The sequence below is a fragment of the Arthrobacter sp. lap29 genome (assembly GCF_032458965.1).
In the GTDB taxonomy this organism is placed as follows: Bacteria; Actinomycetota; Actinomycetes; order Actinomycetales; family Micrococcaceae; genus Specibacter; species Specibacter psychrochitiniphilus.
In genome coordinates, this window is sequence record NZ_JAUCEK010000010.1 from 76634 (window position 1) to 100711 (window position 24078).

General features: G+C 60.7%; 20 protein-coding genes and 1 pseudogene. 12 read left to right on the plus strand and 9 right to left on the minus strand.

What is annotated here, in order from left to right:
- Positions 1-97 precede the first annotated feature (97 nt).
- The 6 genes from RY113_RS16065 to RY113_RS16090 all read left to right on the plus strand — a co-directional run bounded on the left by RY113_RS16065 (position 98) and on the right by RY113_RS16090 (position 4661).
- The gene (locus RY113_RS16065; RefSeq protein WP_146213053.1) at positions 98-1048 is read left to right on the plus strand and encodes a hypothetical protein; all 951 of its coding nucleotides are present in this window, start codon (positions 98-100) and stop codon (positions 1046-1048) included.
- Entirely contained in the window at positions 1045-1425 is a 381-nt protein-coding gene (locus RY113_RS16070; protein ID WP_306457003.1) for a GntR family transcriptional regulator, read from the plus strand. The genes RY113_RS16065 and RY113_RS16070 overlap by 4 nt, the downstream gene beginning before the upstream one ends.
- 10 nt (positions 1426-1435) lie before the next feature.
- Positions 1436-2377, plus strand: coding sequence for a DMT family transporter (locus tag RY113_RS16075; protein WP_315915384.1), 942 nt, complete (start codon positions 1436-1438; stop codon positions 2375-2377).
- A 171-nt stretch (positions 2378-2548) separates the two neighbouring features.
- Positions 2549-2926, plus strand: coding sequence for a PadR family transcriptional regulator (locus tag RY113_RS16080; RefSeq protein ID WP_315915385.1), 378 nt, complete (start codon positions 2549-2551; stop codon positions 2924-2926).
- A complete protein-coding gene (locus RY113_RS16085; protein WP_315915386.1) occupies positions 2923-3504 on the plus strand; it encodes a hypothetical protein in 582 nt (193 codons plus the stop codon). The genes RY113_RS16080 and RY113_RS16085 overlap by 4 nt, the downstream gene beginning before the upstream one ends.
- Positions 3505-3653: 149 nt before the next feature.
- The gene (locus tag RY113_RS16090; protein WP_315915387.1) at positions 3654-4661 is read left to right on the plus strand and encodes an NADP-dependent oxidoreductase; all 1008 of its coding nucleotides are present in this window, start codon (positions 3654-3656) and stop codon (positions 4659-4661) included.
- 277 nt (positions 4662-4938) lie between these two features.
- Here the strand turns inward: RY113_RS16090 and RY113_RS16095 are convergent, their stop codons facing one another.
- From RY113_RS16095 to RY113_RS16115, 5 genes and pseudogenes are all read right to left on the minus strand, one after another.
- Positions 4939-5088: a type II toxin-antitoxin system YoeB family toxin gene (locus RY113_RS16095; RefSeq protein ID WP_315915388.1), complete on the minus strand. Its 150-nt coding sequence runs from the start codon at positions 5086-5088 to the stop codon at positions 4939-4941.
- A gap of 204 nt (positions 5089-5292) precedes the next feature.
- Positions 5293-7677, minus strand: coding sequence for an excinuclease ABC subunit UvrA (locus tag RY113_RS16100; protein ID WP_315915425.1), 2385 nt, complete (start codon positions 7675-7677; stop codon positions 5293-5295).
- Positions 7678-7772: 95 nt separating this feature from the next.
- Positions 7773-7952, minus strand: a pseudogene (locus tag RY113_RS16105) (GrpB family protein); the annotation flags it as partial.
- Positions 7953-8484: 532 nt separating this feature from the next.
- On the minus strand, positions 8485-9030 hold the full coding sequence (locus RY113_RS16110) for a GNAT family N-acetyltransferase (RefSeq protein WP_110106778.1): 546 nt from the start codon (positions 9028-9030) through the stop codon (positions 8485-8487).
- A gap of 221 nt (positions 9031-9251) precedes the next feature.
- Positions 9252-12050, minus strand: a complete 2799-nt coding sequence (locus RY113_RS16115; protein WP_315915389.1) for an aconitate hydratase — start codon at positions 12048-12050, stop codon at positions 9252-9254.
- 91 nt (positions 12051-12141) lie between these two features.
- Between RY113_RS16115 and RY113_RS16120 the strand changes: the two genes are divergently transcribed.
- Both RY113_RS16120 and RY113_RS16125 read left to right on the plus strand, forming a co-directional pair.
- A complete protein-coding gene (locus RY113_RS16120) occupies positions 12142-12822 on the plus strand; it encodes a peptide deformylase (protein WP_315915390.1) in 681 nt (226 codons plus the stop codon).
- A gap of 24 nt (positions 12823-12846) precedes the next feature.
- Positions 12847-13785, plus strand: a complete 939-nt coding sequence (locus tag RY113_RS16125; protein ID WP_110106775.1) for a putative RNA methyltransferase — start codon at positions 12847-12849, stop codon at positions 13783-13785.
- A gap of 18 nt (positions 13786-13803) precedes the next feature.
- On the opposite strand, the gene RY113_RS16130 is transcribed toward RY113_RS16125, so the two are convergent.
- On the minus strand, positions 13804-14592 hold the full coding sequence (locus RY113_RS16130; RefSeq protein WP_315915391.1) for a hypothetical protein: 789 nt from the start codon (positions 14590-14592) through the stop codon (positions 13804-13806).
- Positions 14593-14651: 59 nt separating this feature from the next.
- Between RY113_RS16130 and RY113_RS16135 the strand changes: the two genes are divergently transcribed.
- The 4 genes from RY113_RS16135 to RY113_RS16150 all read left to right on the plus strand — a co-directional run bounded on the left by RY113_RS16135 (position 14652) and on the right by RY113_RS16150 (position 18133).
- The gene (locus RY113_RS16135) at positions 14652-16061 is read left to right on the plus strand and encodes a PLP-dependent aminotransferase family protein (RefSeq protein ID WP_110106774.1); all 1410 of its coding nucleotides are present in this window, start codon (positions 14652-14654) and stop codon (positions 16059-16061) included.
- A gap of 63 nt (positions 16062-16124) precedes the next feature.
- A complete protein-coding gene (locus RY113_RS16140) occupies positions 16125-16610 on the plus strand; it encodes an NfeD family protein (protein WP_110106773.1) in 486 nt (161 codons plus the stop codon).
- 84 nt (positions 16611-16694) lie between these two features.
- Complete coding sequence (locus RY113_RS16145; RefSeq protein WP_110106772.1) at positions 16695-17630, plus strand: SPFH domain-containing protein; 936 nt, start codon at positions 16695-16697, stop codon at positions 17628-17630.
- Positions 17631-17791: 161 nt separating this feature from the next.
- The gene (locus tag RY113_RS16150) at positions 17792-18133 is read left to right on the plus strand and encodes an RNA polymerase-binding protein RbpA (protein ID WP_110106771.1); all 342 of its coding nucleotides are present in this window, start codon (positions 17792-17794) and stop codon (positions 18131-18133) included.
- A 107-nt stretch (positions 18134-18240) separates the two neighbouring features.
- Here the strand turns inward: RY113_RS16150 and RY113_RS16155 are convergent, their stop codons facing one another.
- The 3 genes from RY113_RS16155 to RY113_RS16165 form a co-directional block, all read right to left on the minus strand.
- Positions 18241-18969 carry a polyprenol monophosphomannose synthase gene (locus tag RY113_RS16155; protein ID WP_110106878.1) on the minus strand — a complete coding sequence of 243 codons (729 nt, stop codon included), beginning with the start codon at positions 18967-18969 and terminating at the stop codon, positions 18241-18243.
- A gap of 441 nt (positions 18970-19410) precedes the next feature.
- Positions 19411-21039: an amidohydrolase family protein gene (locus RY113_RS16160; protein ID WP_315915394.1), complete on the minus strand. Its 1629-nt coding sequence runs from the start codon at positions 21037-21039 to the stop codon at positions 19411-19413.
- Between the two features lie 118 nt (positions 21040-21157).
- On the minus strand, positions 21158-24070 hold the full coding sequence (locus RY113_RS16165) for a DEAD/DEAH box helicase (protein ID WP_315915395.1): 2913 nt from the start codon (positions 24068-24070) through the stop codon (positions 21158-21160).
- Positions 24071-24078: the final 8 nt, after the last annotated feature.

Sequence of the window (24078 nt, forward strand, 5' to 3'; positions counted from 1 at the left end):
TGCGCTGGCTCCCACTGCCAGCCAGCCGTGCTGTCGGTATTGCCTCAATTCATTGTAATGATACATTGAGACAAAGAAATCAGAACTAAGGGGAGTCATGTCAACTGATGTAGGAGTTTCCTGGGTACTGCTAGGAATGTTCGCACTGCTCGCGGCAAGCGTGGCAGCGGCTTCGCAGTTCCGCCGATTCAGGCAGAGCCAAATGCAGAGGTTTTGGGATCGAGTGGGCCTTCCCATGGGAACGGATGAGATCAATACCTCCGTTGCCCGCAGGCTTCACCGCAGCGACACGGCACAGTGGCTTGGTGGCCTTGCCGGGACCTTGGTTGCCGCTACCGTGCTGCTGTTGACACCCACGCCTGGGCCCATCTTTGGTTTCTCGTGGCTCGTGGTACTTCCCGCGTTCATCATCGGCATGTCCACCTTTGACGTTGCCCTGGCGCTGCGGGACTCCCTCTTTACCAAGCGTGAGGACTCCCCACGCATGGCCAGGGCGGCGGCTGTCGATGCTGCCGACTACATGAGCCCTTGGCGGCGAGCAACAGCACCACTTCTCCTTGCGCTGGCAGTTGCCCTGGACGTCACCGTCCTCGCCATGGGAGCGGCCGGAAAGGTCAACGGAGGCGCCTTCTTGCAAAGTATGGCATTGCCCTTCCTGGTTCTCGCCCTAGTGGTAGCAACAGGATCCAAACTGGTTTCCCAAAGGATGCTGCAACAGCCCCAACCTGTTAGCGATCCCCTGGAATTGGCGTGGGATGACGCCCTGCGGGCGGACACATTCCGGAAGTTGGGCCAATTGAGTGCTGGGTTGGCGTGGCTGGCACTGGCCGCCGCCGGACTCGGTTTAGCCGAGGCAATCGACCCATCCCACACTTCATCACTCTGGTCCCCCTATGGGGAACTGGCCATTTCGTGGGGATTCATCGCCATCGTCATGTTCTTCGGCTACGGCGGAGCCTACAACTACTTCCGCCACCGGCTGTGGACCAACACTGCTTTCGCTGCCACTACACAGGGCCCTGCCCCGAGCACCCCGTACCAACCATGATGCTCACCGTTGACCCTCGTTCAGCTCTGCCACCCTTCGAGCAACTTCGCGCACAAATCTTGCGTCTCATCAATGAGGGATCGTTGGCACCAGAAACACGGCTACCTACGGTAAGGAAACTCGCCGCCGATTTGGCCTTGGCACCCAACACCGTGGCCCGCGCTTACCGGGAACTTGAACTAAATGGCGTCATTGAGACCCGCGGGCGCCACGGTACCTTTGTCTGCTCTCATGAGGATCCCATCGTGCACCAGGCCCAAAAAGCGGCCGCAGACTACGTCCATCAAATCCGGTCCTTGGGGCTTGGGGATGAGGCCGCACGCAGCCTTCTTGAAAGCGCATTGGAAGTGAGGTCAACAGACCTGGGTATGCCTTAATATGGACAGAATGGTGCCCACCGCGCGTAGACCACGCCGCTTTTCCCTGAGCTGGCCAGAGCTTGCCCTGCTGTTCATCACGATTCTGTGGGGTGGGACCTATCTGGTGATTCATTTGGCCATGAAATACAGCGGACCCATGTTCTTCGTGGGTGTCCGCTTCGGTGTTGCCGCACTTGTTGCCAGCGTTATTTTCCATCGCACCCTGCGCGGCATGACCCTGGCTGATGCGGGCGCCGGTGCCGCCATTGGCATCATGATTTTCTTTGGCTATGGTCTGCAAACCGTGGGCCTGCAGACCATCAGCAGCAGTACCTCCGCGTTTCTGACGGCGCTGTTTGTGCCCATGGTGCCCTTTCTCCAGTGGGCGGTGTTCCGAAAACGCCCGCATCTCATGGCCTTTGCCGGAGCAGCGCTGGCCTTCGCTGGGCTAGTTCTCCTTGCAGGGCCCGAAGCCTTCTCGGGGGGTCTGGGTAAGGGGGAGGTCGTGACACTGATTAGTACCGTGGCGATTGCCTCTGAGATTGTTCTGATCAGCCTTTTTGCCACCCGGGTCCACTTGGGCCGCGTGACTGTTGTGCAGCTCCTTGTCTGCAGTCTTTTAGCTTTCGCGTCTATGCCGGTTGTGGGTGAGGCTGTTCCGGAGTTCTCTTGGATATGGCTTAGCGCTGGGGCCGGGCTTGGCCTGGCTAGCTGCGTCATCCAGCTGACTATGAACTGGGCGCAAAAATCTGTGGACCCCACCCGGGCAACCATCATTTACACCGGGGAGCCTCTCTGGGCGGGCGTTTTCGGCCGTATCGCGGGGGACCGGTTGCCTGGCCTTGCGCTAGTGGGTGCTGCGCTGATTGTCCTGAGCGTGCTGGTCAGCGAACTCAAGCCGCAGGGACGCAAGGTTGCCGGGAACCCGTCCACCGCCGTGGTGCTTCCCGAGAGCGGGCCGCGCGGCTGAGCCCTGATGGGCAGAAAGTTGCTCCGGCAAGGATTATCCGGGATGCCCCTTGGCGTGGCGGCAGACGCTCCAGCGGGGGATACGCCGCCGAACTTTCCCTATCTAGGACGCCACGCACTAACGGTCCATAACTATTAGTTTGTAACTAATAGTTATGGCAAACTAGCGGGCATGGATTACGTTACTTCACCCCATGACCCTCAATTGCTGAGGGGAGTGCTGCCGATGCTGATTCTGTCGCTGCTGCACCAGCAGGAATCGTATGGCTATGACCTGGTTGAGAGGCTGCGCGCGGTGGGCCTGTCCGGGCTGGCTACGGGTGCCGTGTATCCGGTGCTGAGCCGATTTGAGCGTGATGGGTGGCTCAGTAGCTACCTGCAGCCTTCAACCTCGGGTCCGGCCCGCAAGTATTATGCGCTCACTAACTCCGGCGAACAGGCCCGTGTGGGAGCAGTTCGCAAGTGGCGGGAAATTGTTGAAGTAGCCAATAGGGGACTAGCTACGGCCGGAACGCACCCTGGCCCTGAATCAGAGCGGAACATGGCATGAACATCGAAGACAAAAACTCTGACAATGCAACCCAACAGTTCTTCGGTGGCAGCGGTGCCTTGAGCAAGTCGAAGCGGCTGGGAGTCCGGCATGCGATGGGCAGGAACTGGTATCTGTTCAAAGTTGAGTGGTATCTGGAGAGTAAAGTATCAGGGCGTCGCCGAAAGAGTATTCTCGCTGATCTGCGTGAGGGTATTGACGCCGAAACGCATACCTTCAGTTTGCAAAAAGTCCTCGCGGGATTGGGCAGGCCGGGGGAGTTGGCAGCTAGCTACGCCGAAGGGGAGCATACTTCTGGGCCGTTGTGGGGAACGGGGGTAGCCGCAGCCATGATCATACTCTTGGCTTACTGGCTGTTCTTTTCCACCTTCGTCGCCGGAATGTTGGCCATTGTGGGACAAACAGGAGGGGAATTTGAGGCTCATTTCTTGTTCGTCAAAGTCCTGGCCTTCTCAGGGGACAACGGAGTGGGCATTGGCTGGAGCGGAAAAGCTGCACTATGGGTTCCGCTAGTTCTTGCCGCGGCGGCCTTCATCCCCACAAGCCGGTTCTGGCGCATCTTCACACGTCGACGCTAGCTGCACCGCTTCTTGGTTTCGCCAGTCCCGGGCCGAGGAAAGCTAACCGGGCCATACCCCTGGATCCGGCAAAAAAGTAGCACCTGCAGACAAGCCATCCCACGAACTGGTGCACTGTAGTTGGGCACTGAGGGGATTAGGCTGGTGCCATGGATGCACAAGAAGTACAGCTTGACAGCTACCCGAACGGCACCGTAGAGGCACGGCATTTTCGGATCGAAACGAGGCAAGTCCCGGAGCCCCATGAAGGGCAAGTGCTGGTGAGGCTGCGCAGGCTGGGCCTGAATGCCGGGCTCGCTAACAGGATTGGGGGTCCGGACACCCCCTACGGGCCAAGCATCAAAGCCGGAGACGTGCCCGCCAGTGACGGCGTGGTGGAGGTCTTGGAATCCCGCAGCGCGGCGTTTAAACCGGGCGATTTGGCGGTGCGAAAATCACCGTGGCGCAGTATTGACATTGCAGCAGTGGATGAGCTGCGCAGTATTCCAGCCCTGGGGTCCGGCATTCCGTTGGAGGCCCACCTGACAATACTTGGACATACCGGCTTCACCGCGTACACCGGAATGATGCGCTTTGGTGGGGTACAAGCGGGGGATTCGGTCTTTGTTTCCGGGGCGGCCGGCGGAGTGGGCAGCTGCGCCATGCAGTTCGCCAAAGCCGTTGGCGCCACCGTCATTGGCAGTGCGGGTTCACCCGAGAAAGTTAAGCTCTTGGGCACCTTGGGCGCCGATGCCGCTTTCAATCACCGTGACGGCGCGGTACTGGATCTGCTCAGTGCTGCGGCACCAACTGGGATCGATCTATTTTATGACAACGTTGGTGGGGAAGCGCTGGAAGCCGCGCTGGAGCACCTGCGCTTCGGTGGGCGCGCGGTGATCTGCGGTGGCGCGTCGCAATACGCGAGGGGGAGTGAAGTCAAGGGCCCCTCGAATTACCTGCGCATGGTCTACCAGCAGCTGACCATGCGCGGCTTTGACGTGACATCAAACGAGGACTTGCGCCCAGAATTCGAAGCCGAGGTTGCCACCTGGTTACGCGCAGGAAAGGTTCGCAGCGTCCACACCCTCGTCATTGGATTCGCCAAGATCCCTGAGGCGTTCGCTTCTTTGCTTACTGGCGGCAATAGCGGGCGCATGATTGTCGATTGCGATAGCTGAGAGTCTAAGACTGAGCCAACGGCGACGATCACGTAAGTGCCCATAGTTGCCGTCCAGACTCCAGCACGCCCCTGGACCTTGCCATGCAGCTAAGCTGTAGCGTTCAAAGGGTGCTCCTGCGCCGGTCTCGACCCACGAGGTGTGCATTTTTTCGATCCACCCTGTATCCACCAGTTACCGGTTCGGAAGGTGCGATTTGACGTTACTTGACATAATGTAGATTATCGGCGCAATATTGCGAGTGCTGAAATGTCGGGTTTTCCAGGTAAACCGAGCACTACCTGTAGTGAAACCATGCCTGCAGGACAACCGGGTCGTCATCCTGCACAAGATAGCCGAGGCGGCGCTCCTTGGTGATTCTCCTGGACCATGCGGTGCGAGGACCAACCTGATTCACTGAGCTCAGGCTCTTCCAAAATATTCGCATTTGACTGCTGGCGACTTTCGCTCAGGCGGCTTGCATTCGCGGGCACCTTGAGTAGGTGTACTGTCTGCTCAAGTGCGTCATATTCATCCCGGAACAAAAGGGTGACGTTAGACTTCTCGAAGTGATTTGCACTGCCATACGGTCATTGTTGACCTGTTCAATCAGCGGGAAAAGATTCTTTCAGACTTCAGCAGCCCGTCCCGGTTACTCCCCCACGTACGCTGCCAAATGCTGGCCCGTCAGTGTCTGCCGCGAAGCCACAAGCTCAGCCGGCGTGCCCTGAAAAACTATTGATCCGCCGTCGTGCCCGGCACCGGGACCAATGTCAATAATCCAGTCAGCATGAGCCATAACGGCCTGGTGATGCTCAATGACAATGACTGATTTGCCCGAATCCACCAGACGGTCCAGCAGGCCCAACAGCTTCTGAACATCCGCTAAGTGCAGGCCTGTGGTGGGCTCGTCCAGGATGTAAATGCCGCCCTTCTCCCCCAGGTGCGTGGCCAGTTTGATGCGCTGGCGCTCACCTCCGGACAGCGTGGTCAGCGGCTGTCCCAGCGTGAGGTAGCCAAGCCCGACGTCGGACAAGCGCACCAATATCTTGTGGGCCGCAGGCAGCTTGGCATCGCCGTCGGCAAAGAATTCCGCGGCCCGGTCCACGCTCATGGACAGCACCTCGCTAATGTTCTTCCCGCTCAGGTGGAATTCCAGCACGGCAGCCTGGAAGCGGCGGCCTTCACACTCCTCGCACATGGTGGAGACGCCAGCCATCATCCCAAGATCTGTATAGATGACGCCGGCGCCGTTGCAGGTGGGGCAGGCGCCTTCAGAATTAGCACTGAACAGGGCGGGTTTGACGCCATTGACCTTGGCAAAAGCCTTGCGGATAGGCTCAAGCAGTCCCGTGTAGGTGGCGGGATTACTGCGCCGGGAGCCGCGAATGGCGCCCTGATCCACCGTCACTACGCCTTCACGCCCGGATACGGAGCCGTGAATGAGGGAGCTCTTGCCCGAGCCGGCCACTCCTGTGATCACCGTCAGAACGCCTAAGGGAATGTCTACGTCCACGTCTTTTAAGTTGTTTTCACTGGCGCCGCGGACCTCCAGCACACCACCCGCATTGCGGAAGGATGCTTTCAACCCCACCTTGTCATCCAAGTGCCGCCCGGTGATGGTGCCACTGGCGCGCAGACCTGCAAGGTCTCCTTCGTACACCACCTCTCCCCCGGAAGAACCGGCCAGCGGTCCCAGGTCAACCACATGGTCGGCAATGGCGATGGCTTCGGGCTTGTGCTCCACGACCAGCACCGTGTTGCCTTTATCGCGCAGTTGCAGCAGGAGCTTGTTCATGCGCGCAATATCATGCGGGTGCAGGCCGATCGTCGGCTCGTCGAAAACGTAGGTGATGTCCGTCAGGGAGGAGCCCAGGTGGCGGATCATCTTGGTGCGCTGCGCCTCTCCCCCGGACAGCGTTCCGGCGGGTCGGTCCAGGGACAGATACCCTAGGCCGATCTCCACGAAGGAATCAAGGGTCTCCCCCAGCGCCTTCAGCAGCGGGGCCACCGACGGGTCCTTGACCGAACGCACCCAAATGGCTAGGTCGCTGATCTGCAGGGCACAGGCATCGGCGATACTCACGCCGTCGATGGTGGAATTAAGGGCGTGCTCCGCCAGCCGGGTGCCTGCGCATTCTGGGCAGGTGGCGAACACCACGGCACGTTCCACGAAGGCGCGAACATGCGGTTGCATGGCGTCAACGTCCTTGGACAGCATGGACTTTTGCATCTTGGGAATGAGGCCCTCGTAGGTGACGTTGATGCCCTCGGCCTTGATCTTGGTGGCCTCCTTGTGCAGGAGATCGTGGAGCTCTTTCTTCGTGAACTTTCCCAGCTTCTTGTCCATGTCAAAGAAGCCGGAGCCGGCGAAAATGCGCCCGTACCAGCCGTCCATGCTGTACCCGGGGACCAGCAGAGCGCCCTCGGACAGTGACTTGCCGGCGTCGAAAATGGCTTCCAAGTTGAAGTCATTGACCTTGCCCATGCCCTCGCAGCGCGGACACATGCCGCCGGTAATGGAGAAGCTGCGCCGCTCCTTGACCTTCTCCCCCGCCCTCTCAATCGTGACGGCGCCCGCGCCGGAAATCGAGGCAACATTAAAGGAGTAGGCCTGCGGTGAGCCGATGTGCGGCTGGGCTAGGCGGCTGAAAACGATCCGCAACATCGCGTTGGCATCCGTCACGGTACCCACGGTGGAGCGCGGATTGGCGCCCATCCGCTCTTGATCGACGAGAATGGCGGTGGTCAGGCCCTCTAAAACATCAACGTCGGGGCGCGCCAGCGTGGGCATGAACCCCTGCACGAACGCACTGTAGGTCTCATTGATCATCCGCTGGGATTCCGCGGCAATGGTGCCGAACACCAGTGAACTTTTACCCGAACCTGACACTCCCGTGAACACCGTCAGCCGGCGCTTGGGTATCTCGATGCTCACGTTCTTGAGGTTGTTCACCCGCGCACCCCGCACCCGGATCATCTCGTGGCGATCAGCCGGATGCACGCCATGGGAGGAAGCGGTGGAGGACGTGTGCATGGATTCTCGATTCACTGGGTCAGGGTGCTTGGAATGTGCGACGGCGGCCGGCACCTTCCATTGCCGGCCCTAGTTTACATGTGGGGAGCCGGCGCTCACTTCTCCATTCCTGCCCGGTGCAGGATGCCTGCAATCACTGCGCTTTTCGCGTTGGAGTAGGCGTTCATGTCCGGCCTGTCACGACTGACCAGGATCCGCTTGGTCTCCTCATACACCCTGCGGTCCGCAGGGTCACTGCGCAGCCTGTTCCGCAACAGCAGGTAGGCGTCGGCTGCGGGATCTGCCGCTTCAGATCATAGTCAACTACGGCGATTTTGCGCTGTTCCACCCCACCAATATGTTCGGTCCGGGTGACGTCGGGCTGGCGCCGGTACTCAGCCACGGCTTTCTCCCCCGTCCACCAGCGACGCCAGCTGGGCTGCGTCGCGAAGGTACGCTCCGGCGTCGTCCGCCAGTGCCGGTTTGCCCAGCTCCCGCAGGCGGATGATAGCAACGTGCAGGAGCTCATCCTAGGTGGCGCTGGAGCCGTAGGAGTCCAGCAGCAATCCGACACGCCTGCGTGCGTGGTCCATTTGCGGGGCGAAGTCGTTGTGGGAGATAACCTCGGCGGGCATCCTGACCGGTGACTGCTAGTGGGCGTCGTCGGTCAGGGCGGTGTCCTGCCACACCCAGCCCACCCACCGGCCGCGGCCACGTAATCCAAATAGCGGTGCACCGGGGGCGTCCACGGGCCGGCGTTGCGCAGTACGGTGTCGCCATCGCGTTCGATGGCGAACGTGTTTCCAGGTTGCTGGGTGGGGTGGGTGATCAGGACGCGGCGGTCGTGTTCTCCACCACGAACAGCTCACAGGTGTCGTTGTAGTACTTCTTCGTAGTGCCCTTGTGCTCCATGCCAATGCGCCGGCAGACACTTTGGGAAGCCGTGTTCGCGGAGTTCGTCACGGCCACTACTCGCTCCAGACCGGAGGCAAAACCATGCTCAAGGACAGCCTCTGCCGCTTCCGAGGCGAAGCCATTGCCCCAGTGGTCGGGGTGGAAGTGCCAGCCGATCTCCACGTCCCCGGACGGTTCCGTGGGCTCCTCGCCGGACTTCGGGATGGGCTTGAGCAGTAACGTGCCAACCTGCACGCCGTCATCCTTGCGAGTCACGGCCCAGATGCCGTGCACTGGATGGTCCAGGGCCTGAAAACTTTTGAGCTTCGCCACTGCCTGGGTACGGCTGTCCATGACCGTCGGCTCAGTTCCAATGAACCGCTGAACTACCCACCGGGAGTACAAGTCAAAGACAAAGTCAACATCTGTTTCTTCCCAAGGACGCAGGATAAGGCGTTCGGTACTAATAGCTTTTGTCATTAACACATTATGCACGGCTGATCGAAAACTGCTGGTGTGCTGCGGATTCATGGGTAGGCGCTTACGTAACAAAAGCCTCAGCGGCAGAGGCAGTGGCAGAGGCGCAGGCAAGCCACTTATATTATCCGCACGGCAAGAGCCCCATCATGCGCCAGTGAATAAGTGGCGCATTCGCAGCAGCCGGGCCGGCGCAGACAGAACGCCACTGCGGGACGTGGCGGTTACGCCTCCAGTAACTGACGAAGCACGTACTGCAAAATACCGCCGTGGACGTAGTACGCTTCCTCGGCAGGTGTGTCGATGCGCAACCTGGTGGCGACTTCGCGGATTTCCCCGTCTGACTCGATGCGCACCGTGACCTCGCGCGGCAACGGGTTGGCACCAGCCAAGCCCGTGATCGAGTATGTTTCAAAGCCTGTCAGGCCCAGGGACTCTGCCGTCTCGCCTTCCTTAAACTCCAGAGGCAGCACGCCCATGCCAATCAAGTTGGAGCGGTGGATACGCTCAAATGATGCAGCGATGACGGCCTTGACCCCCAGCAGCATGGTGCCCTTGGCAGCCCAGTCACGCGAGGAGCCGGATCCATAGTCAGTCCCCGCAATCACCACCAACGGCGTCCCCTCAGCCTGGAAGGTGTTGGATGCCTCGAAAATGGTCTCCCTGTCCCCGTTAGGTGAGCGCTTGGTGAATCCACCTTCGACGCCAGGCACCAGCTGGTTGCGTAGGCGAATGTTCGCAAAGGTGCCACGGATCATGACGTTGTGATTGCCACGGCGTGAGCCATAGGAGTTGAAGTCGGCCTGAGCAACACCGTTCGCCTGCAAGTACTGACCGGCAGGAGAGGACTTCTTAATGTTCCCAGCCGGGGAGATGTGGTCCGTGGTGACCGAATCCCCCAGTAGAGCCAACACCCGCGCGCCCACGATGTCCTGAACAGGTTCCGGCTCCCGTCTCATGCCATCAAAGTACGGTGGCTTGCGCACATACGTGGACTCGTCAGACCAGGCGAACATGTCGCCCTCCGGCACCTCCATACCGCGCCAGTTTTCATCCCCGTGGTAGACATCCGCGTAGCCGTCCGTGAACATTTGCGCCTCAAGGCTGGCGTTTACCACGGACTTGATCTCCGCCGTCGTTGGCCAGATGTCCTTCAAGAACACCGGTTCCCCCGAGGAGGAAGTTCCCAGTGGCTCCTTCAACAGGTCCACATGCATGGAGCCTGCGAGCGCGTACGCGATGACCAACGGAGGTGAGGCGAGGAAGTTCATCTTCACTTCGGGGTGGATGCGGCCTTCAAAGTTACGGTTTCCGGAGAGCACGGCGGAAACGTTCAGATCCTTGCTGTTCACGCCAGCGCTGACTTCGGGGATGAGTGGTCCGGAGTTGCCGATGCAGGTGGTGCAGCCGTATCCGACCAGGCTGAACCCAATCTTGTCCAGGTACGGGCTCAGCCCTGCCCGGTCAAGGTAGTCGGTGACAACGCGGGAGCCGGGCGCCAGTGTGGTCTTCACCCACGGCTTGCGGTCCAGGCCCAGTTCCACGGCCTTTTTGGCCAGCAGCCCGGCGCCGATCATGACGGAGGGGTTGGAGGTGTTGGTGCAGGAGGTGATGGCGGCAATGACAATGTCGCCGTGGTCCAGGTTGTGCTTCACCCCGTCGAGCACAACCTCCACAGGGTCACTGGGCCATTCGAGCCCTTCTCCGGCGTCGTCCAAGTACTGGTGGGGCGGTTCATCGCGCTGGATGCGAGCGCTGATGGCCACGGGGTCGCTGGCGGGGAAGGATTCATCCCCGGCGTCGTCGAGTCCGCCTGCCATGACTGCCACTTCCTGTGACTCCCCCGCAAGAAGTCCGCGCACGGCACGTGCGGCGCTGCGCAGCGGGATCCTGTCCTGTGGGCGCTTGGGACCGGCAATGGAACTCTCCACGGTTGAGAGGTCAAGTTCCACCACCTGGCTGTAATCCGGGGTGTGTTCTGGATGGTGCCACATGCCCTGTTCCTTGGCGTAAGCCTCCACCAGCTGGATCTGGTGTTCGTTGCGGCCGGTGAGGCGCATGTAGTCAAGGGTCTCGGCGTCGATCGGGAAGATGGCGCAGGTGGAGCCGTACTCGGGGCTCATGTTGCCCAGGGTGGCACGGTTGGCCAGCGGCACATTGGCCACGCCGGGACCGAAGAACTCTACGAACTTGCCTACCACACGGGTCTTGCGCAACAGCTCGGCCACGGTGAGCACCAGGTCCGTGGCGGTGGTGCCCTCGGGCAGCTCACCGGTGAGCTTGAAGCCCACCACCTGCGGGACCAGCATGCTCATGGGTTGGCCCAGCATGGCGGCCTCCGCCTCAATGCCACCCACTCCCCAGCCCAGCACGCCCAAGCCATTCACCATGGGTGTGTGCGAGTCCGTGCCTACCAGAGTGTCCGGGTAAGCCTGCTTCACGCCGTCGCGCTCGCGGGTGAACACCACGCGGGAGAGGTATTCCAGGTTCACTTGGTGGCAGATCCCCGTATCTGGCGGCACCACCAGGAAGTCGGCGAATGACTGTTGGGCCCACCGCAGCAGCTGGTAGCGCTCCTGGTTGCGCTGGAATTCAAATTGGGAGTTCTTCGAGACAGCGTCGGGGCGGTTGAACACATCAGCAATGACGGAGTGGTCAATGACCAGCTCGCCGGGGATCAGCGGGTTGATCCTGGCCGGGTCCCCGCCCAGATCCGCCATGGCGTCACGCATGGCCACCAGATCCACCACGCAGGGGACGCCGGTGAAGTCCTGCATGAGCACCCGGGCCGGCGTGTACTGGATCTCCTTGCTCGCCTCGGCCCCCGGATCCCACTCCCCCACGGCACGGACCTGCTCGGCCGTGACCAGGAGCCCGTCCTCGTTGCGGAGCAGGTTCTCCAGCAGGACCTTCAAGCTGTACGGCAACCTGGCCGAGCCGGGAACCTTGTCCAAGCGGTAGATCTGGTAGCTCTCACCGTCAACGGTGAGTTCACTACGTGCATCGAAACTGTTGGAAGACATGACAATCCTCTGATCTCTGCGAGCCCTTTAAGCCACCATAGCCCTCACCCACGCAATGGCAAGGGGGTGGGCAAAGGCTTGACACAATGAGATGGTGAATAATCCACTGGAGGGCAGCAACATGAGGCATGTTTTGACCGAGGAGTACCTGCGCGAATCTATTGCCGCCGTGCTGGAATCCGCTGGGTTGGAATCCGCCGTGCTGCCCGAGATTGTGCAGGCAGGCCACCCCACCCTGCGTGCCCGCGCCCTTCCCTTCACGGGTCAAGTCAGTGACACGGATCTTGCCCGGCTCATCGAGATCATGCGCGCTACCATGCATGCAGCTCCAGGGGTTGGATTGGCCGCACCCCAGCTCGGCATACCGCTGCAACTAGCCGTAATCGAAGATATGTTCGAAGTCAGTGCGGAGAATGCCACCGCCCGGCAGCGCGAACCTCTAGAACCATTCACTCTCATCAACCCTCGCTACACGCCACTTGGCACGGAGTTGGCGGCCCACTACGAGGGCTGCCTGTCCATGACGGGGTGGCAGGCGGTGGTTGAGCGCCCCAGCGCTGTTGAACTGAAGTACGACGACGAGCACGGCACTGCGCAGACCCGCCAGTTTTCGGGGTGGCAGGCGCGCATAGTCCAACATGAGAGTGATCACCTCTTCGGCACCCTCTATATAGACAAGGCACACACCCGCTCGCTCGCCAGCAACGCTCAATACAGTCAGCACTGGGCCAATCCGGACATTCTTGCCGCCAGGGAGGGGCTGGGGTTCTAGGGTGGCACCCCTAAGATTGGAGCCATGGAATTCTCTGCACTGAACGCACTGCTCTGCCCCCACTGCGGAGGTGGCTTCACAGCCCCCGAAAAGTGGGAGGGCGCCCTCTGCTGCGAGCGCGGCCACAGCTTTGACATTGCACGCCAGGGATACCTGAATCTACTCACGGGCCATGGCACCAAGTTTGTTCCGGACACGGCCGCCATGGTGGCGGCCCGTGACGCTTTTCTGGACGCCGGCCACTACGGCCCTCTCGGCGACGCGCTGGCGAGTACTATCCGCCGGCTCCTGCCAGGGCCCGGGCCGCACATGATTCTGGACGCCGGCACCGGCACCGGCTGGTACCTTCAACAGATCCTGGCAGCTTTCCACCCAGAAACTGAGAATTCGCCGGCTGGGAACCAAGATCACCACTGGCCAAAGGGCGGCTGTGAGAATTCCGGCGGCGCTCGCAGCCCGTTCGCGGTGGGCATGGACATTTCAAAGTTCGCATTACGCCGGGCTGCTCGGCGTAACCCCGAAGCACTGAACATCGTGTGGGACCTGTGGCGTGCCTTGCCGCTGGGAGCCAACACGGCCGATGTGGTTCTGGTGGTCTTTGCGCCCCGCAATGCCAAAGAGTTTGCCCGCGTACTCAAACCCGGTGGCACCTTGGTGGTGGTGACCCCACTGGCAAGTCATCTTGCCGAGATCGCCCAGGAGGCGTCTCTGCTAGGAATTCAAGAAGACAAGGAAGCCGCGCTCAACCATTCCCTCGAGGCTCATTTCACCCCGGCAGGGAACTGTGAGTTAGTCGTTCCCCTGCAGCTGGGCCCGGCGGACATTGCCAATGTGGCCCTGATGGGCCCAGCCGGCCACCACCTAGAGGCCAAGGAGGCCAGTACGCACCTTGCTGGCCTGCCAGCACTGAGCGCAGCGACTGCTGCTTTCCGAATCTCCACATTTACGGCCAAGCAAAACTAAGTTCACTGGAAAGCAAAACTAATCCGCCGGCAGAGGCTCCGGCTCGGCGCCTTGTTGCCGCCGCACGTCCCGTTCTCTTTCACGACTGTGCAAAGAGGCGGATTCAGAGGCAATGTCAGGTGCAGGCGCAGGGGCAATGTCAGGTGCAGGCGCAGGGGCCGCCGCCGTCACGGCGATGCCCGGGGTCTTGGCGTGCAGGTCAACATGGAGCCAACGCAGCGTCACCTGGGTGAGTGGCCCCACCCCTAGCGCAAACGCCGCCGTACCTGCCCCCACTACCCCGCCGAGCAGGAAGCCAATCACCACCACCGAAAACTCCAGGCCGGTCCGGATCAGCCATACTGGCTTTCCGCTCACACGAACCAGTCCCGTCATCAGCCCATCCCGCGGGCCCGGGCCTAGGCCAGCTCCTATGTACAGTGCGGTAGCAAAGGCAATAAGGCACAAGCCGGAGCTGAAGGTGAGTACCTGTAGCGCCCAGTGATGAGCCTCCGGGATCAGAAACAGGCCTACATCAGCAAAAGCCCCGACCAGGAGGGCGTTGGCAATGGTACCGACCCCCGGGCGCTGCTTCAGCGGAATCCACAGCAGCAGCACCACCCCACTGATAATGATGGTGCACATGCCAAAGGAGATCTGTGTTGTACGGGATACGCCCTGGGCAAAGACATCCCACGGTGAAGCACCAATATTGCCCCGAATCATCAACGCCATCGCCACACCGTACAAGAGCAAACCGGCCACGAGCCGCACAAGCCGGGCAGAGAGTCTTTGAGTGGTGAGAAAAGATGCGGATGAAGAATTCATACTGCAAGTCTAGGCAAAGTGGCCTGACAAGATAGATCCAATTCAACTAATGTGGACTCATGAACACTTTTGTCACGGGTCACCGGCTAGCCCGAGAACTGGGCGAGTGGCGCGGCAACGCCCCCGCCTACCAGTCACTGGCCGAACGCATCAGGGTTCTGCTCCTTGACGGACGGTTGTCTAGTGGTGCGCGCATGCCTGCTGAGCGGGAACTGAGCCAGGCACTGGATTTGAGCCGTACCACGGTTGCGGCCGCCTACTCAAAACTCCGCGAGGACGGCTTTTTGGAAAGTGTTCGTGGTTCCGGAAGTACCCTGTGCCTGCCCGGCATGGAACGGGGCGAGCATTCTTTACACTCCGGCCTGCCTTTTGACTTCACGAAGGCAACAGCGCCCGCCTACCCAGGTCTGCAGTGCGCCTATGCATCCGCCTTGGCCGAACTTCCCAACTATCTCTCCCATGACGGTTTTGACATGGTTGGCCTACCGGATCTGCGGGAGGCCATCGCTCAACACTTCGCTGACAGGGGCCTGCCCACCTCGGCGGATCAAATCATGGTCACCATTGGGGCGCAACACGGGCTGAATCTAGTGGCCCGCACCCTGTACTCCCCCGGGGAACGGATCCTGGTTGAGCAACCCACCTACCCTCATGCACTGGACACCTTCACCTCTCTCGGCGCACGCATTCTCGCCTTCCCCGTCCGGGCGGAAAGCGGTTGGGATGTGCAGCAGGCGCTCCTGCAAATCCGTCGCGCGGCTCCCAGCATGGCCTACCTGATGCCGGACTTTCACAACCCCACAGGACTGAGCATGTCCATAGCCGAAAGGGAGTTCCTAGCAGCCGCCGCGGATAGAGAAGGAACAATTCTGGTTGTCGATGAAACCACTGCCCTGCTGGACATCAACCGCGGGCCGCTTCCCCCCATGGCGAGCTTCTCCCCCAACATCATCACGCTGGGCTCACTGGGCAAGCTCGCCTGGGGCGGACTGCGAATTGGCTGGATCAGAAGCTCCCGCGAAATGCAGGCCAGAATCCTGCGCAACCGACCCGCCGTAGACCTCGGCACCCCCATCGTGGAACAGCTTGCAGCATTGGCGCTGTTCAAGGATCTGCCGTCCATGGCTGCCAGCCGCAGCCGGGAACTTCGGCGCGGACGCGATACCCTGGTCCAACTCCTACAAGAACTGCTGCCACAGTGGAGCCTTAACATCCCCAACGGGGGCTTGTCACTATGGATCAACACCGAGACAATGTCCAGTTCCGCCCTGGCACTGGCAGCGCGCTCGCAGGGATTGGCTCTAGTATCCGGCCCGCGCTTTGGCCTCGATGGTGCATTTGAGCGGTATTTGCGGCTGCCTTTTTGCTATGAAAGCACCCAGTTACGTCACGGCGTGGCGATCCTGAGCGACATTGCCGGCCACGTCGGTTCAGAACCCTTAAGATTGCCCCAACAGGCAGTAATCTAACCGGAAACTTTCAGCTCAACGTAGTAGTGTCGTAGATACGAAATAAGCCCTAAGGGGGACCCAATGCTTGAATGGATCAATGATTTCGGCTGGATCATCTGGCTGACGGTTTTTCTGCTCCTGGCAGTGGCCGAAATGCTGACGCTGAGTCTGTACTTCATCTTGATGTCTGTCGGAGCCCTCGCCGCACTCGTGGCGTTCCTCTTCGGTGCCGAGCTGTGGCTACAGATTGTCATCTTCTGCGTTGTGGCCCTCGCCACGACAGTTCTCATCAGGCCCTTGGCCCTAAGCCATTTGCACCGCGGCCCAGCTGACCAGCTCTCCAACGTGGACCGCCTCATTGGGCGCTCTGCAGTGGTGTTGGAAGCTGTGAGTACCGGTGGTGGGCTGGTCAAGATTGGCGGAGATATTTGGAGTGCTCGTGTCCAAGGGGGCACCGAGATTCCTGTAGGCGCCACGGTTGAAGTTGCCGCCATTGATGGGGCCACAGCCGTCATCACCCACCCCAGCACCCACAAAGCGTCCGGAACGGCCGCCACAACAGCCTAAGTATTTCTACGCTGAGCGGGCCCGCAACTGCGTGAGCTGGCCGGTGTAGAGACACGTTTTTTTACACAGAAAAGAGGGGATTTCATGGTAGACGGAGCCGGCACAATCGTGTGGCTATTTGTTGTTCTTGTCCTGCTGATATTCGTAGTTATTGTTCTGGTGCGTTCAGTACGCATCATTCCGCAGGCCCGCGCCGGTGTGGTGGAGCGACTGGGTAAGTACCAGCGCACACTCAATCCTGGACTCACAGTCCTCATCCCCTTCGTGGACCGTCTGCTACCACTGCTTGATTTGCGTGAACAAGTAGTCTCTTTCCCCCCGCAGCCGGTCATCACCGAAGATAACTTGGTGGTCTCCATTGACACCGTGGTGTACTTTCAAGTCACGGATCCGCGTGCGGCAACATATGAGATTGCCAACTACATTCAGGCTGTGGAGCAGCTGACCACCACTACGTTGCGTAACGTGGTGGGTGGTTTGAACCTTGAAGAAGCACTGACTTCCCGCGACCAGATCAACGGCCAGCTCCGTGGCGTGCTCGATGAGGCCACGGGCCGCTGGGGTATCCGCGTCAGCCGTGTTGAGCTCAAGGCCATTGACCCGCCCCTGTCCATCCAGGATTCCATGGAGAAGCAGATGCGTGCAGAGCGTGACCGCCGTGCCGCGATTCTGACAGCTGAAGGAACCAAGCAGTCTGCTATTTTGACTGCTGAAGGTGAACGCCAGTCCTCCATTCTGAAGGCTGAGGGTGATGCCAAGGCAGCCATCCTGCGTGCCGACGGTGAATCTCAGGCGATCCAGAAGGTCTTCTCCGCCATTCACAAGGGCAATCCCACGCAGAAGCTGCTGGCATACCAGTACCTGCAAACACTGCCCAAGATTGCCTCCGGAACCTCCAACAAGCTGTGGATCATTCCCAGCGAAGTGGGTGAGGCCCTGAAGGGCATTGGCAACGTTCTGGGAACTACCACCCCTGACACGGACGACGCCGTCGATCCTCTCGCAGGTGCCGGGCAATAACCCAACGTACCCCTGCAAACCTCGCGCGGCCAATCACGTATAATGGGTGATTGGCCGCGCGGCGTTTGCCCGGCCGGATTTTTTGCTTCATCCCGGCAGAGCAGGAACAACTGGCGGACGTGCAGCGTTGAAACAGCAGTAATCAACTTGAGGGAGAAGTTATGAGCGATCGCAGCCTGCGTGGCATGCGCTTGGGCGCACAAAGCATGGAGACGGAATCAGGCGTGGAGCCGGCTCCCCGCCAACGTGTGGAATACCGCTGTGCAGATGGTGAGCAAGTGTTTGTCATGTTCTCAGCCGAGGCCGAGCTGCCAGCTACTTGGATGTCCAAGACCGGCAAGGAAGCCCTGCTGGTCAACGGTGAGGCACCTGACACATCCAACGAGAAGCCTGTCCGCACTCACTGGGACATGCTGCTGGAGCGCCGCACCCTTCCTGAACTGGAAGTCATCCTGGCGGACCGCCTGACCATCCTGCGCGAAAAGCGTGGGGAAAAGGTCTAGCCAACACCTGCGTTAACAGATAAGGGTGCCCCCGAGATACTCCTCGGGGGCACCCTTATCTGTTAAGGCAGGTGGGAACAACTATCACAGCGCTGCCAGGGGGCGGATTATTTGCGACCGGTCAGCTTGTTCCAGCGGGCACTCAATCCCCACTTGGTGACATTGACCATGGCTTCTTGGACAATGTTGCCGCTCATCTTGGAGGCGCCGAATTCGCGTTCCACGAACGTGATGGGAACTTCAACCACCTTCATGCCCTTTTGGCAGACACGCCACAGCATATCTACCTGGAATCCGTAACCCACTGATTCGACGGAGTTGAAGTCAAGAGCTTCCAAGGTGCCACGGCGGAAGGCCCGGTAGCCGCCCGTGACATCGCGGATGGAGATCCCCAGAATCACTCGTGAGTAGAGGCTGCCGCAGGTGGAAATCAGTTTGCGGTGCAGCGGCCAGTTGACAACCTTGCCGCCGGGGACCCAGCGAGAACCAAGCACCAAGTCTGCGCCCTGCTCAATGGCGTCCAGGAGCAGCGGTAGCTGCTCGGGCTGATGGGAGCCATCAGCATCCATTTCAACAAGCACGTCATAGCCTGCATCGAGGCCCCAGGTGAAACCGGCAAGGTATGCGGCACCGAGTCCCTCCTTACCGGCACGGTGGAGGACGTGGACCTGCGGATCATTGTCCGCATATTCCTGCGCCCATGCTCCGGTACCGTCGGGGCTGTTGTCATCGGCAACCAACACATCCGAATGTGGCACTGCGGCCCGCAGACGCGCCAGAGTCTTCGGCAGTGACTCGATCTCGTTGTAGGTGGGAATGATCGTCAGGACACGCAGCAATTGGTGCCTTTCCGTAATGATTTTTAGGTGAGGGGCACTACCTCAGCTTCCGCCCGGGCGGGCAAGTGCCATCAAGCCACAGTGGCAGACGGGTAGCGCCAAGTGTCTAGTATAGGCGAGGGCCCGGGGGAAAAGATAAGTTCACGCGCCTTCGGACCAAATGCGACGTTCACCATGGTGGCGATCGGATTTGTTTTCTACTGGCGCGTGAACTTATCCCCAAAGTGTCGGCAGAACTCAAATCCGTACCGACCGGTAACCTCCCGTGGGAGGTTCACCGCTCCCCTAAAGCTAATTCCCTATAGCTAGCCTGTCAACACGGCTCTGACCTGCGCAGACACGTATCCGTGCAGGTCAGCCCCGCGAGTCTCCAGTAATCTTTTTTACGCATTAAAAGCCCGCCTGTTACTCACTGAGGGCTACCTCCGGCCGCGGAGGCTAGAGCGCAAATCCGTCGGCAACAAACAGTTCCCGGCCCTGGTGCACCGTCTGTAGGCAACGGGGATCACTGCCCGTATCTAGCGCCGGCAGAAGTGGTGTGCGGGCTCGCGGGTCAGTGGACCAGGACTGCACGCGCTCGTCGGCCACCTGCACCATGAGTTGCTCCACATCCCAAATGGCAAAACTGGCCGGAGCGCCGGGGACCAGCTGGCCCATGAAGGGGTTCTCGTTCTTTGCCGCACGCCAACCAGCGCGAGTATGCCCAATGAAGGAGGCACGGGCTGAAATACGGGATGTTGCTTCGTGATGGTTCAGTGCTGCGCGCACACTGGCCCACGGGTTCAAAGGGCTCACTGGCGTGTCCGATCCGAAGCAGAGCGGCACCCCGGCGGCATAAAAGCGGCCCAGCGGGTTCATTTCCTTGGCTCGCTCAACACCCAGCCGGCGGGCGTACATGCCATCCACGCCTCCCCACTGTGCGTCGAAAGCCGGCTGCACTGAAACTGTGACGCAATATTTTGCCAGCGCGTCCATGGCAGCCGCATCCACCATCTCGGCGTGCTCCAGCCGGTGCCCGGCGGCCCGGACCTGGTCGATGCCCACACGCTGTGCGGCACGTTCCAGTCCCTCCACGGCGATTTCCATGGCGCCGTCGCCAATCACATGGAATCCCCCGGTCAGACCAAGCTCAGACGTTGCCGCGAAGTGGTCCCCCACTTGCTCCACGGTGAGCTGGGCGCTGCCGTAATTCCCGGGCGCATCCGCATAAGGTTGGCGTAAGAAGGCGGAGCGGGAACCGAGGGAACCGTCAATATTGATATCTCCCGCCAATCCCAGGACATCGGTGCCAAGGGTAGCGAGCAAGGCGCGGGCTTCCTCGGCGCTGGAGACAAGCTGCCCCCAATAGGGCAACACCTGCGGAAGCGCTTGTCCACCCTGTGCTTGGCCAAGCGCCACGAGCGCTGCAAGGTCCTCCGGCGAGCCAACATGGGGCGCCGCCATTTCCGCCAGAGCCACATATCCATTGGCAGCTGCGTGAGCCAAGGCCTTCCGCTGAGCGGACTCACGCTGTTCGGGGAACAGGTCCCGGGCGGCGTCACGCGCGGTAGCATGTGCACCGCCGCTGACCAGGCCCTCGCCATCCCAGCCGATCATACCGGCCAGCGCGCAGCGCCGTGCCAGTGCCGGCGAAACCAGGCCCGAGTGAACATCCACCCGGGCCAAATACACTTCCCGGCCTCCTGCGGCGTTCTCCAGCTCACCGGCAAGGGGTAGCCGGGCATCAGCCCACAGCGAGTTGTCCCAGCCGTGACCTAACAAAACACCAGTGCTTGTAGGCGCGGCGTCCGCCACCAAGTCCAACAGTTCGCGGGCGCTGCGTGCCCCGGAAAGGTCCACTGACGTCATCGCCAAGCCGGTCTCGGTGATGTGCGCGTGTGAATCCACAAAGCCGGGTGTCACCAAGGCCCCTGCCAGGTCCACCTCGCGCATACGTGAGTCCAGGAGCGAGGTGGCTGCGTGCTCGGATCCTACCCACGCCACCACGTCCCCATCCACCAGCATGGCTGTGGCCAGGGGGTCTGCGGAACTGTATACCGAACCGTTGCGGTACAGGGTCAATGACATGGCTACATGGTCCTTTCACAATGTCCCTGAGGGACAAAAGCAACTAAAATATTTCACTGAAAAAAATCGGGGCGCTGCACCCGTGCGATGAAGCGATGGTGGGCTGGCACACCCCCGGCTAGTTCTGCCCCGGCTCGTTCTGCACCGGCTCGTTCTCGACCGTGGTGTAAGCGACAACGCCGCGGCGCACTAATGCAACGGCGGAACGGCAGGTGCTGGAAAATCCTGGCGGCGCAGCTGGCACCGAAGAGAGCTGGCCCAAGAGGTCGATGACCTGCTTGGTCCACCGCACAAAGTCACCCGCGGCCAAATCCGTGCCATTAAGGGCATCGTGCAGGCTCCGGCCCTTGGCCCACTTGTACATGGCCCAGACCAGGCCCATCTCAGGTTCGCTGGTCAGCGGCAGCTTGTGAGACTCTTCAGTAGCCTGCAGGTGCGAGAACAGCACCACCACATCTTCTACCGCCTGTTCCAAACTCACGCTAGGCATCCGCGGGCGGCTCCCCTCGGCGTCGCGCTTGGATTGGTAGACCAAGGTAGTGACGAAGGCCGCCAGTTCAGCCGCGTCAAGGTCGGCGAAGGAGCCCTTGCGCAGCGTCAGAGCAATGAGCAAGTCCTTTTCACCGTATACGCGGCGCAGACGCTGGCCATCCTCGCTGGGCACCAGATTTCCGGCCTGATCCGCTACAACAAAGCCGTAGCCTGCCAGCAGGTCAATGACCCGGTCAAAAGTGCGGGCAATCGTGTTGGTCCGGGCCTGGATGGCCCGCACAATACCATCGGTCTCCTTACGCAGCTTCCACCACCGTTCAGACCAGCGGGCGTGATCTTCACGCTCGCTGCAACCGTGGCAGGGGTGGGCGCGCAGATTCCGGCGCAGCGTGGCAATGGCTTCATCGTCGCCCGCTGCCGAGCCGGTCAGATTGAAGGCGGCGGAGCGGTCCGGGAGCGCCGCCGTGGGTTGGGCCAGCTTGGCCTCCACAGCCGCCAGCAGATTGCGCCTGTCCTTGGGCACCTTGGGGTTGAACCCCTTGGCAACCCGCACCTGGCCCAGCGGCTCCACCGGACCTGCGAGCTCGTGTGCGTTCAGCCGGCGGTACTCCTTGTCCAGGCCCAGCACCCCGGGCCGGGGAACCCGTGCCTTGCCATCGGCGTCAAGCACGACGGCGTAACCCGGGTTGCGCCCGCCGGTCACCATCACCACATCGCCTGTGCGCAGGTTGGCCAGTGAGTGTGCCACGGCGTCACGGCGTTGCTTGGCCTTGGACTTGGAAGCGCCGGATTCGTGATCGGAAAGTTCGCGGCGCAGCTTGGCATATTCGTTGAAGTCACCCAGGTGGCAGGTCATGGCCTTCTCATAGCCAGCCAGTGACTCCTCCCTGGAGCGGACCTGGCGAGCCAAATCCACCACGGAACGATCTGCTTGGAACTGGGCAAAAGAGGATTCCAAAATGGTGCGGGTGCGGGTCCGGCCAAATTGGGCAATCAAGTTAATGCTCATGTTGTAAGTAGGGCGGAAACTAGAATTCAACGGATACGTCCGCTTGGATGCCAGCCCGCCCACGGCGCCCGGGTCGGTGCCGGGTTGCCACAGCACCACGGCATGGCCTTCCACGTCAATGCCGCGGCGTCCAGCACGTCCCGTCAACTGGGTGTACTCACCCGCGGTAATGGCCACGTGGGCTTCACCATTGTACTTTTCCAGCTTTTCCAGCACCACAGTGCGGGCCGGCATATTGATGCCCAGCGCCAGGGTTTCTGTTGCGAAGACGGCGCGGACCAGGCCGTGCGCAAAGAGGTCTTCCACCACTTCCTTGAAGCTGGGCAGCATGCCAGCGTGGTGGGCGGCAAGTCCGCGCAACAATCCATCACGCCAACCCCAAAAGCCCAGTACCTCCTTATCGGAATCCGGAAGTTCGGCGCAGGCATTGTCTACGCGGCGGGCAATTTCCTCCCGTTCCTCCTCCGTGGTCAGCCACATCCCGGCGGCCGCGCACTGCTGCACGGCGGCGTCACAGGCGGCTCGGGAGAAAATAAAGGTGATGGCCGGTAGCAGGTCTTGGCTCTCAAGGGCCCTGATGACTTGCGGACGTGAGGCTGCCCGAGCCCACCCCTGGGGGCTGCTGGAGCGGTTCTCACGCTCCTGGTAGGGGGTACCCTGGTATCCGCGGCCGCGGGAACCGCTGCCGCCTCTGCGGCCATGAACCGTGTCTCTGCCCGTGCTGACCGATTCACTGCGGGCCAGTTTGAGTAGCTCGGGATTAATTTTCGGCATCTTGGCAGGTGCAGGGGCACGTTCTCCGGGGGTTCCGGGGGCGGTTTCGTCGAAGGCCACGTTCTCAGCGAAGAGGTCTACCAGATCGCGGCGCACCATCACGTGCTGCCATAGCGGAACGGGGCGATGTTCGGAGACCACCACGGCGGTATCTCCCCGAACAGTGCCCAGCCAGGCGCCGAATTCTTCGGCGTTGGAGACGGTGGCGCTGAGGGAAATTACGGCCACTTCGCTGGGCAGGTGAATGATGACTTCCTCCCACACTGCACCGCGGAAGCGGTCGGCCAGGTAGTGAACTTCATCCATGACCACATAGGCCAACCCCGCCAGCGTGTGGGAATCGGCGTAGAGCATGTTCCGGAGCACCTCGGTGGTCATCACCACCACGGGGGCTTCTGAGTTAATGCTGGTGTCTCCGGTCAGCAGACCCACGTTCTCTGCCCCGTATTTATCGGAGAACTCCCGAAATTTTTGGTTGCTCAGGGCCTTGATGGGAGTTGTGTAGAAAGCCTTATTACCGCGCTGCAACGCCAAATGAACGGCAAATTCACCCACAATGGTTTTTCCGGCTCCGGTAGGGGCGGCAAGCAAAACACCGCGGCCGGCCTGGACGGCTCGGCACGCGGTGTCTTGAAAATCATCGAGTTCAAAATTCAGCCCCGCCTTGAAGTCACCAAGGTCAGTGTTGCTGTCTTGAACCCGCACTTTGGCTGCCAAGTAACGTTCGGAAGGGCTTGGCATGTCAGTGGAAGGCATAGTACAAG

What these genes read in the sequence shown, in the direction of transcription:
- RY113_RS16065 (WP_146213053.1), top strand. Translation starts at nt 98, where the DNA reads ATGTCAACTGATGTAGGAGTTTCCTGGGTACTGCTAGGAATGTTCGCA.
- RY113_RS16070 (WP_306457003.1), top strand. Translation starts at nt 1,045, where the DNA reads ATGATGCTCACCGTTGACCCTCGTTCAGCTCTGCCACCCTTCGAGCAA.
- RY113_RS16075 (WP_315915384.1), top strand. Translation starts at nt 1,436, where the DNA reads ATGGTGCCCACCGCGCGTAGACCACGCCGCTTTTCCCTGAGCTGGCCA.
- RY113_RS16080 (WP_315915385.1), top strand. Translation starts at nt 2,549, where the DNA reads ATGGATTACGTTACTTCACCCCATGACCCTCAATTGCTGAGGGGAGTG.
- RY113_RS16085 (WP_315915386.1), top strand. Translation starts at nt 2,923, where the DNA reads ATGAACATCGAAGACAAAAACTCTGACAATGCAACCCAACAGTTCTTC.
- RY113_RS16090 (WP_315915387.1), top strand. Translation starts at nt 3,654, where the DNA reads ATGGATGCACAAGAAGTACAGCTTGACAGCTACCCGAACGGCACCGTA.
- RY113_RS16095 (WP_315915388.1), bottom strand. Translation starts at nt 5,088, where the DNA reads ATGCGAATATTTTGGAAGAGCCTGAGCTCAGTGAATCAGGTTGGTCCT.
- RY113_RS16100 (WP_315915425.1), bottom strand. Translation starts at nt 7,677, where the DNA reads ATGCACACGTCCTCCACCGCTTCCTCCCATGGCGTGCATCCGGCTGAT.
- RY113_RS16110 (WP_110106778.1), bottom strand. Translation starts at nt 9,030, where the DNA reads ATGACAAAAGCTATTAGTACCGAACGCCTTATCCTGCGTCCTTGGGAA.
- RY113_RS16115 (WP_315915389.1), bottom strand. Translation starts at nt 12,050, where the DNA reads ATGTCTTCCAACAGTTTCGATGCACGTAGTGAACTCACCGTTGACGGT.
- RY113_RS16120 (WP_315915390.1), top strand. Translation starts at nt 12,142, where the DNA reads ATGGTGAATAATCCACTGGAGGGCAGCAACATGAGGCATGTTTTGACC.
- RY113_RS16125 (WP_110106775.1), top strand. Translation starts at nt 12,847, where the DNA reads ATGGAATTCTCTGCACTGAACGCACTGCTCTGCCCCCACTGCGGAGGT.
- RY113_RS16130 (WP_315915391.1), bottom strand. Translation starts at nt 14,592, where the DNA reads ATGAATTCTTCATCCGCATCTTTTCTCACCACTCAAAGACTCTCTGCC.
- RY113_RS16135 (WP_110106774.1), top strand. Translation starts at nt 14,652, where the DNA reads ATGAACACTTTTGTCACGGGTCACCGGCTAGCCCGAGAACTGGGCGAG.
- RY113_RS16140 (WP_110106773.1), top strand. Translation starts at nt 16,125, where the DNA reads ATGCTTGAATGGATCAATGATTTCGGCTGGATCATCTGGCTGACGGTT.
- RY113_RS16145 (WP_110106772.1), top strand. Translation starts at nt 16,695, where the DNA reads ATGGTAGACGGAGCCGGCACAATCGTGTGGCTATTTGTTGTTCTTGTC.
- RY113_RS16150 (WP_110106771.1), top strand. Translation starts at nt 17,792, where the DNA reads ATGAGCGATCGCAGCCTGCGTGGCATGCGCTTGGGCGCACAAAGCATG.
- RY113_RS16160 (WP_315915394.1), bottom strand. Translation starts at nt 21,039, where the DNA reads ATGTCATTGACCCTGTACCGCAACGGTTCGGTATACAGTTCCGCAGAC.
- RY113_RS16165 (WP_315915395.1), bottom strand. Translation starts at nt 24,070, where the DNA reads ATGCCTTCCACTGACATGCCAAGCCCTTCCGAACGTTACTTGGCAGCC.